This is a genomic window from uncultured Nostoc sp. (assembly GCF_964245575.1).
Taxonomy (GTDB): Bacteria; Cyanobacteriota; Cyanobacteriia; order Cyanobacteriales; family Nostocaceae; genus Nostoc.
Map to the genome: position 1 here is coordinate 18,383 of NZ_CAXTNP010000088.1, position 8,459 is coordinate 26,841.

Annotated in this window: 8 protein-coding genes and 1 pseudogene; 7 read left to right on the forward strand and 2 right to left on the reverse strand. The window is 43.1% G+C overall.

Annotation, left to right across the window (positions count from 1 at the left end):
• The 7 genes and pseudogenes from ACFFAP_RS15965 to ACFFAP_RS15995 all read left to right on the forward strand — a co-directional run.
• Positions 1-123: pseudogene (locus ACFFAP_RS15965) on the forward strand (carbon dioxide-concentrating protein CcmK); the annotation flags it as partial.
• Between the two features lie 7 nt (positions 124-130).
• The gene (locus tag ACFFAP_RS15970) at positions 131-433 is read left to right on the forward strand and encodes a EutN/CcmL family microcompartment protein (RefSeq protein WP_109011817.1); all 303 of its coding nucleotides are present in this window, start codon (positions 131-133) and stop codon (positions 431-433) included.
• Between the two features lie 99 nt (positions 434-532).
• Positions 533-2,194, forward strand: coding sequence for a ribulose bisphosphate carboxylase small subunit (locus tag ACFFAP_RS15975; protein WP_375512116.1), 1,662 nt, complete (start codon positions 533-535; stop codon positions 2,192-2,194).
• 216 nt (positions 2,195-2,410) lie between these two features.
• On the forward strand, positions 2,411-3,193 hold the full coding sequence (locus ACFFAP_RS15980; RefSeq protein WP_375512117.1) for a transferase: 783 nt from the start codon (positions 2,411-2,413) through the stop codon (positions 3,191-3,193).
• Positions 3,194-3,250: 57 nt separating this feature from the next.
• Positions 3,251-4,039 (forward strand): BMC domain-containing protein, encoded by a 789-nt coding sequence (locus ACFFAP_RS15985; RefSeq protein ID WP_375497105.1) that lies wholly within the window; start codon positions 3,251-3,253, stop codon positions 4,037-4,039.
• A gap of 244 nt (positions 4,040-4,283) precedes the next feature.
• Positions 4,284-5,225 (forward strand): LysR substrate-binding domain-containing protein, encoded by a 942-nt coding sequence (locus ACFFAP_RS15990; RefSeq protein ID WP_375512118.1) that lies wholly within the window; start codon positions 4,284-4,286, stop codon positions 5,223-5,225.
• Between the two features lie 102 nt (positions 5,226-5,327).
• The gene (locus ACFFAP_RS15995) at positions 5,328-6,956 is read left to right on the forward strand and encodes a mucoidy inhibitor MuiA family protein (RefSeq protein WP_375512119.1); all 1,629 of its coding nucleotides are present in this window, start codon (positions 5,328-5,330) and stop codon (positions 6,954-6,956) included.
• Between the two features lie 418 nt (positions 6,957-7,374).
• Here the strand turns inward: ACFFAP_RS15995 and ACFFAP_RS16000 are convergent, their stop codons facing one another.
• Both ACFFAP_RS16000 and ACFFAP_RS16005 read right to left on the reverse strand, forming a co-directional pair.
• Positions 7,375-7,566, reverse strand: coding sequence for a hypothetical protein (locus tag ACFFAP_RS16000; protein ID WP_375512120.1), 192 nt, complete (start codon positions 7,564-7,566; stop codon positions 7,375-7,377).
• Between the two features lie 394 nt (positions 7,567-7,960).
• Positions 7,961-8,344 (reverse strand): hypothetical protein, encoded by a 384-nt coding sequence (locus ACFFAP_RS16005; protein WP_375512121.1) that lies wholly within the window; start codon positions 8,342-8,344, stop codon positions 7,961-7,963.
• Positions 8,345-8,459 lie beyond the last annotated feature (115 nt).

Genomic DNA, 8,459 nt, shown 5'->3' on the forward strand with positions numbered 1-8,459 from the left:
ACTCACATCATTGCTCGTCCTCACGAAAACTTGGAATACGTCCTACCAATTCGTTATACCGAAGATGTAGAGCAATTCCGGGAAAATGTGAATGCAATTCGTCCTTTCGGTAGAAGACCGTAATTAAAGAATGCAAGTCGCCAAAGTTCGCGGCACAGTAGTTAGCACGCAAAAAGATCCAAGTCTTCGAGGTGTCAAACTACTGTTGTTACAATTAGTGGATGAAGACGGCAACATCCTGCCACAATACGAGGTAGCAGCAGATATTGTGGGAGCAGGAGTGGATGAGTGGGTACTTGTCAGTCGTGGCAGTGCCGCTCGTCAGGTTATTGGCAATGAACAGCGACCATTAGATGCAGTGGTAGTAGCGATCATAGATACTATTCACGTTGAAGATCGCCTCATTTACAGCAAAAAAGATCAATATCGATAAGTCATTAGTCATTAGTCATTAGTCACTTGCTCTCGACAAAAGGCAAATGACAAAGGACAAATGACAAATGACAAATGACAATACAGGAGGAATCTCGAAATGGCAGTCCGCAGCACGGCGGCACCTCCAACCCCGTGGTCGAGGAATTTAGCTGAAGCCAAAATCCATGAAACAGCCTTTGTGCATCCGTTCTCCAATCTGATTGGAGATGTACAGATAGGTGCAAATGTAATCGTTGCTCCGGGGACTACGATTAGAGCGGATGAAGGTAGACCTTTTTATATTGGTGAAAACACTAATATTCAAGATGGTGTTGTGATTCATGGGTTGGAGCAAGGTCGAGTAATTGGCGACGATCAAAATAAATACTCGGTGTGGGTAGGTAAAAACACTTGCATTACCCACATGGCTCTAATTCACGGACCAGCTTATGTAGGGGATAATTCCTTCATTGGCTTTCGCTCTACGGTGTTTAATGCCAGAGTAGGTGCAGGTTGCATCGTGATGATGCACGCTTTGATTCAAGACGTAGAAATTCCCCCAGGTAAGTATGTACCTTCGGGAGCGATAATTATCAATCAACAGCAAGCTGACCGCTTGCCAGATGTGCAAGATCAGGATAAGGACTTTGCTCATCATGTGGTTGGGATTAATCAGGCGCTGCGAGCTGGTTATCTTTGTGCTGCGGATAGCAAATGTATTGCACCAATTCGGGATGAGAACACTAAATCTTATAAAGGTAATGGTGTTACTGTTTTAGAGCTAGAAAGGAGTAGTGAAGTGTCGAGCAATAGCTTGGGTGCAGAAACAATAGAGCAGTTGCGCTATCTATTGGAACAAGGGTATAAAATTGGTACAGAACACGTAGACCAGAGACGGTTCCGCACGGGTTCTTGGACTAGTTGCCAACCAATTGAACCGAGATCGATGGGTGAAGCGATCACAGCATTAGAAAGCTGTGTCAGAGAGCATAGCGGCGAGTATGTCCGCCTGTTTGGTATTGACAAAGATAGACGACGTGTGTTAGAGAGCATCATCCAACGCCCGGATGATGATGTTAAACCAGCTACCAGCTTTAAGGCTCCGGCTAGTCGAGGTAATAGCAGTTATAGCAGCTACAGCAGTAATGGTAATGGTAACGGCTCTAGCAGTGGCAAAGTCAATGGCGAAACTGTAGAGCAAATCCGCCAACTTTTGGCAGGTGGTTACAAAATTGGCATGGAACACGTAGACGAGCGCCGCTTCCGGACTGGTTCCTGGACTAGCTGCAAGCCAATTGAAGCAACTTCTATAAATCAAGTAATTTCCGGCTTGGAAGAATGTATAGAAAGCCATCAAGGCGAGTATGTGCGTTTAATCGGCATTGATACCAAAGCCAAACGGCGGGTATTAGAAACAATAATCCAACGTCCAAATGGTCAAGTAGCCTCCTCTGGCAGTCAGAAATCATTTACTAGCAGTGGGGCCTATGCTAATGCTACAGCAACAGCTACCAGCAACCGTTTGAGTACAGAAGTAGTAGACCAGCTCAGGCAATTGTTGGCTGGTGGGTATAAAATTAGCCTTGAACACGTAGACGAACGACGGTTCCGAACTGGTTCATGGACTAGTACCGGTCAAATTCAAGCCTCCTCAGAAAGAGAAGCGATCGCAGCCGTAGAAGGACACCTTGGCGAATACCAAGGGGAATATGTGCGCTTAATTGGTATTGACCCCAAAGCCAAGCGTCGGGTATTAGAAACGATTATCCAACGACCATAGTAGGGAGTGGTGAGTAGGGAGTAGGGAGTAAGGAATAGGGAATTTTAATAATATCCACCACTTACCACTCACCACTCGCCATGTAGGGAGTAGAGAATTTTAATATCCACCATTCACCACTCCCAACTCCCTTTCCCTATTCCCTATTGCCCCTAATCTCCAGAGGGGGCCCCGAGTTCCCCATTCCCCACTCCGGCTTCCGAGGTTAATATTTCCATGTCTGTGCTGTCACTGCGCCTCAGCAATAACTTTGATTCTTACATTAGTGGTGAGGTGACCATTCATCCAAGCGCAGTACTTGCACCTGGGGTGATCCTCCAAGCGGCTGTAAACAGCAAGATCATCATTGGCCCAGGGGTCTGTATTGGTATGGGATCAATTCTTCAAGTCCATGAAGGAACCCTAGAGGTAGAAGCAGGCGCAAACTTGGGAGCCGGTTTTTTGATGATTGGCAAAGGCAAAATTGGAGCAAATGCTTGCATTGGTTCAGCGACAACAGTTTTTAACTATTCAGTTGAACCAGGACTTGTAATTGCACCTGGTTCAATATTAGGAGACACCAGTCGGCAAATTGCTCAAACAAAGCAACCAGAACCATCCACGAATAACCCTACGGTTACAAGTGCAACACCGCAGAAGCAAGAGGAAAATGGCTTAGGGGGAGGTAAGGAAAAAGAAATTTCCTCAACTAAATTCTCAGCTTCAGCTTTTGTGGATTTCAAACAAAATAAGTCGATTTCTTATTTTAAATCTCCCGCAACTCCAGAAAGCCAGTCTCCTCCTGTAGAGGAACCCGTCAATGATGCTAATGATGGTGACTCCACGTTGCAACAAGCAGCCCAAGAGTCTACAGAACATGACTCAGACCCCAATCAGCTAACCACAGAATCCCCTAACGGTTTCGGGACTCAAATTTATGGGCAAGGGAGCATACACAGACTATTGACTACATTGTTTCCCCATAGACAATCCTTGAGCGACCCAAACTCTGACGATTAGTCTTAGTAAGTGTTAATTGTAAGTTGTCAGCTTTGTGATTATCTGGGAAAGTTCATAATGGAAACATCTAATCAACGGTCTATAATTACCATGCATGGAGCGAGTAGTCAAGAAACCTTTCAAGACACTGCTTTGGGTTTAGTTTCTACCCGTAGCTTTCCAGCAATAGTTGGGACGGCGGATATGATGCTAAAGTCAGCAGGAGTTCACCTAATTGGGTATGAAAAAATTGGTGGCGGGCATTGTACTGCGATCATCCGGGGTGGAATTGCTGACGTGCGTCTTGCCGTAGAATCTGGTGTCCAAACGGCTGAACAGTTTGGTCAGTTGGTTTCTAGCTTGGTGATTCCGCGACCTTATCCCAACCTAGATATAGTACTTCCCATCACAACCCGTTTTACTAAATTGATGGAAGAGGGGAATTACAGCCGTCTGAGTAACCAAGCAATTGGTTTGGTAGAAACGCGAGGATTTCCGGCGATGGTAGGAGCATGTGATGCCATGCTCAAAGCTGCTGATGTTCATTTAGCAGCTTATGAAAAAATTGGTGGGGGTTTGTGTACAGCGATTATTCGGGGTTCCGTAGCAAATGTAGCTGTAGCAGTGGAAGCGGGAATGTTTGAGGCAGAACGCATTGGAGAATTAAATGCAGTAATGGTAATTCCTCGACCGCTAGACGAAATGGAGCAAACCCTGCCATTAGCAAGCTGCTGGATAGAAGAACGCGAACCGTTAAACTTACCAGTGAATATTAAAGAACAAGTTGCCGAAATTGAGGTACTAAGATTACCAGATTTAACCAAGCTACCTACAAAAATTGCAGAAGAATTATGGAATGATGAATGATGATAGATGAATTTGGGAAAATCATCATTCAACATTCATCGGGAAGTGGAAGGAATCTTACGCTTTTCTTGTTCTGATAATAGCTTCTTAAATCCATAAATAAAATACCTTTATTTTAATAGAAAGAATAGAGTTTTATCTATAATAAAACTCATAACTTTCTATGAGCATTGCTATAGCATTTGCAAGTATTCAGTAATACTAGTTTTATATCGATGAATAGCTATTTACAGGAGAACCACCTTTGAAGCAAGCGACGCTGCACCAGTTAAAGGTATTCGAGGCGGCGGCACGGCACAGTAGCTTTACTCGCGCTGCTGAGGAATTGTTTCTCACCCAACCTACCGTTTCTATGCAGATCAAGCAACTCACAAAATCGGTAGGGTTGCCATTATTTGAGCAAGTAGGGAAGCGGTTGTATCTGACGGAAGCAGGACGGGAATTATATGCCACTTGTCGGCAGATTTTTGAAAATATAGCGCAGTATGAAATGAAGGTGGCAGATTTAAAAGGGCTAAAACAGGGGCAATTACGCCTGGCAGTAATTACAACAGCAAAATATTTTATTCCACGTTTGTTAGGGCCGTTTTGCCAACTTTATCCAGGGATTGATATCTCACTGCAAGTAACGAATCACGAACAAATCTTGGAACGGATGAGTAATAATCTGGACGACTTATATATTATGAGCCAAGTTCCAGACAATATGGATGTGACTTGTGAACCATTTTTAGAAAACCCTTTGATAGTCTTTGCGCCAGTTAATCATCCGTTATCCAAGGAAAAAAATATTCCGATCCAACGCCTGTCTAACGAACCTTTTATTATGCGGGAACCAGGTTCAGGAACTCGTCGCGCCGTCCAAAGTCTATTTGAAGAAGAAGGGGTTACGGTAAAAGTCAAGCTAGAATTGGGCAGTAACGAAGCAATTAAACAAGCGATCGCAGGTGGTTTAGGAATTTCTGTTTTATCCCGTCATACCTTACTATTAGACGCCTCAGAGTTTAGCATTTTAGATGTACAACACTTTCCCATTCAGCGAAATTGGTACATGGTTTACCCATCTGGCAAGCAGCTATCGATCGTCGCTCGTGCCTATTATGAATATCTCTTGGCTGCGGCAAAGAATTTTGTAGAGCAAAATGCTAATAGTGCTTCCACTGCGCTTCAACCAACTCACGGGTAATTCGTAATTCGTAATTACGAATTACCTAAAGGGGTTGACGGCTAGACCCGGAAGCATTGACAATTAACCAGCAGAACCATTAAAAATGGGGGAAAACTGGCAGTGGTTAACCCGGAAATACCGTCTTGGCGCAAAACACTACAAAGCGAGATTGTAGCTGTTACAGTGTACGCTGACAGAGCATTGGTTACACGACGGGGTGTAGTTTATTTAACAGGAATTGAACAGGAATTAGTAATTACCCCAATGCCTGATACTCTGGAAACTGATTCTGTCAGAGTTAGTGGTACAGGGACGGTAGGGGTGCGTTTGGTGGGAGTAAGTAGCGATCGCATCTACACCACTGAACCTGTAACGGAGCGAATCGCACATTTAACAAGGCAAATTCAGCAATTAGAAGCAGAAAAACGCCACTTGCAAGCCCAAGTCGATGCTTTAGCATTGCAATCTAGCTTTATCACCGGTTTACGTGAAAAAACAGAAGAACCCTTTGCACAAAGTTTATCCCGGAAAAATCTCAGCCTCAGCGAAACTTTAGATTTTTTGAACTTTCTCGGAAGCCAGTATAGTGAGTATGCGATCGCCTCTGGAGAGTGCAAAACCCAACAACAGGAATTAGACAAACAACTGCAAGCCCTCCACACCTCATTGCAAAAAATCCAAACACCTCATCCCAAAGAGAGTTTTAGCTTAGTTGTAGGAGTTGAAGTTGCAGGTGAAGGCGAGTTTGAGCTAGAGCTTTCCTACCTAGTAAATCGTGCCAGTTGGACTCCGCTATATGACTTGCGCTTTAGCACCACCAGCGATATTGTCCATCTGAGCTACCTTGCAGAAATCACTCAAAGCAGTGGCGAAAATTGGATTGGTGCAGCTCTCACCCTTTCTACCGCTAAACCGGGATTAGGTACACTTCCACCCAAACTTGAACCCTGGTATATTGATACCCTACGTCTTCATAGAGTGCGACAACGATTTGCTGCCCAGCGACCACTGTTGCCTACCATAGCAGATCCGCCTGCTTCTGCTGCTAGAGCAGATTGGCAAGGAGAAGATGAAATTGCAGAGGATAGTCTGATTCCAGCAGAAACCGTTACAGCAGAAGTATCCAAAGAAGGGAGTGTAGTTGCCTTTAAATTGAATGCTGGCGGTAACATTCCCAGTGATGGCGCACCTCATAAAACTACAATTTTCAATGATGATTATCCTTGTAGCTTTGATTATGTGGCAATGCCACGCTTAGTAAGTTTTGCTTATCTGCAAGCCAATGTAAAAAATACTGCCAACGGCGCGACTTTGTTACCAGGTAAAGCTAATATTTTCCGCGACAATGTTTTTGTTGGGACAACTCAGTTAGAGAATATTGCACCAGGGCAAGAATTCAAACTGAATTTAGGAATTGATGAAGGTTTAAAAATAGAGCGCGACTTAGTTGAACGTCTGGTAGACAAAAGATTAATTAGCAACCAGCGCCGGATTACTTATAGTTATCGGTTGATTATTACTAACTTACTAGACAAAGAAGTAAATCTGAAAGTAACTGAACAGTTACCAGTTAGTCGCAACGAGCAAATTAAAGTGCGCCTCAGCCGCAGCAACCCGCAAATTCAACTTGGTGAAATGGGGATTTTAGAATGGCAGTTAACTTTTCCACCACAGGAGCGACGAGAGATATATTACCAGTTTAATGTTGAACATCCGCCTGAATTAACTGTGGTTGGGTTAGATATTTAAACAACATCACTAACAATGATTTTAATTTAACAATGCAATCAAACAAATGGATGACCTTGTAGTTCAGGCAAAATACTAAATGTGTTAGTGTGTATAGCCAACAGCTGCACCGCAATTATCAGTAAATGTGTCAGATAAGTTGCAAAACTTATCTCTGAAGTCTAGTTTGCAGAATATCGGTCAATCTAATTATAGAAATTCTATATCGGCTCAATAAGTAGGGGTAGCAGGGGAGCAACGCGATTTTGTGACATCGGGTTTGAATTCTCAGAAACCCATAGCTAGATTCTCAATAAAAATAGCTATCTCATTAGGATCGCAGTATTAAATAAGTGATTTATACCCCTAATTTTTAGCACCTCACTTTTGAGCGTTACTCCCTTGCTAACTTGGCACTAACTTGCTTGCATATTATTTCTTATTCCACTGTGTCTGACGTTAAAGGGAGGATTTCGTCTGGGTTTTCCTCTACATAATCAGGTTCAAACTCAGTGAGTACTTTGTTATCTATTTCCTCTAGCCTCTGTACAGTAAGAGGTATACCTTGAGCTAGCTTTTCGTCGGTAAGTTCGGTTGAGCGCACTTTCATCAGCTCATCTGGGTTAGACATTAAATTCTCCTATTATGGTAACTTATACTCTCTTATCATCAGATAGAGTGTTAGGCAGCATAGTTCAATATTTGTTCTATTTGTTGACGCAAAGTAAGGTAATGACGGTAATAATTTGCCCATTCTCTAAATAGGACATGATTTGACAACGTTCCCTGATTGTAGTGGTAAAAAAATCTTCGGAGTCAATTTTTTGCTGGTACTCATATACACTGAGTCACTTAGCAATGGCAACCAAAGCATCTAACGGTGATGTCTATTGAATGGTCTGTTTACGCATTTTCTCTAGACTGCAAAATCATCATATTTTGATTGTAAGCGATCGCCTTTCCAAAATTTTCTCATCAAGGGCGATGAAAATTAGGCAAACTTGAATAGAGACAAAGGTGAACTCTTAAACGACAGTACCTTGGTGGTAGACAATTTTCCAACTTAGTTCGCTTCTTCGCCAAATTGTCGAGCGACGAGTCATTCGCTCTCCCTGAATCAATGTGTATGTCAGAAGATAGTTTTCGGGCGCGATCTCAAGGCAGTGAAAGTCTTTAGTTTCCCAAATCTCCTCAGTTGGATTTTCATACAGCTTTTCTAGCATATCTAGTATGTAATCCCGACTGTAACGACACCCAGAGGCTCCGACCTCCCAAAAGTCAGAGTCAGTCATGTCCTCGAAGTCTCGTCTGGTTATGCCGAACTCAGGTCTATGAAAGATGGGTTCTCGTCGCATGAGTTCGTTCAGCACAGGCACAAGTTTTGGATTGGTGACTAAGTGTGGTTCCATTTCCTTTCGCCTAGCGGTTGTGTCAGTTTTTCCGAGCATAAACCCAGATTCGCCGCCATGTTGACCTTTTTTTAATTAAAAATTAAAAGTTAAAAATTAAAAATTAATCAGAATA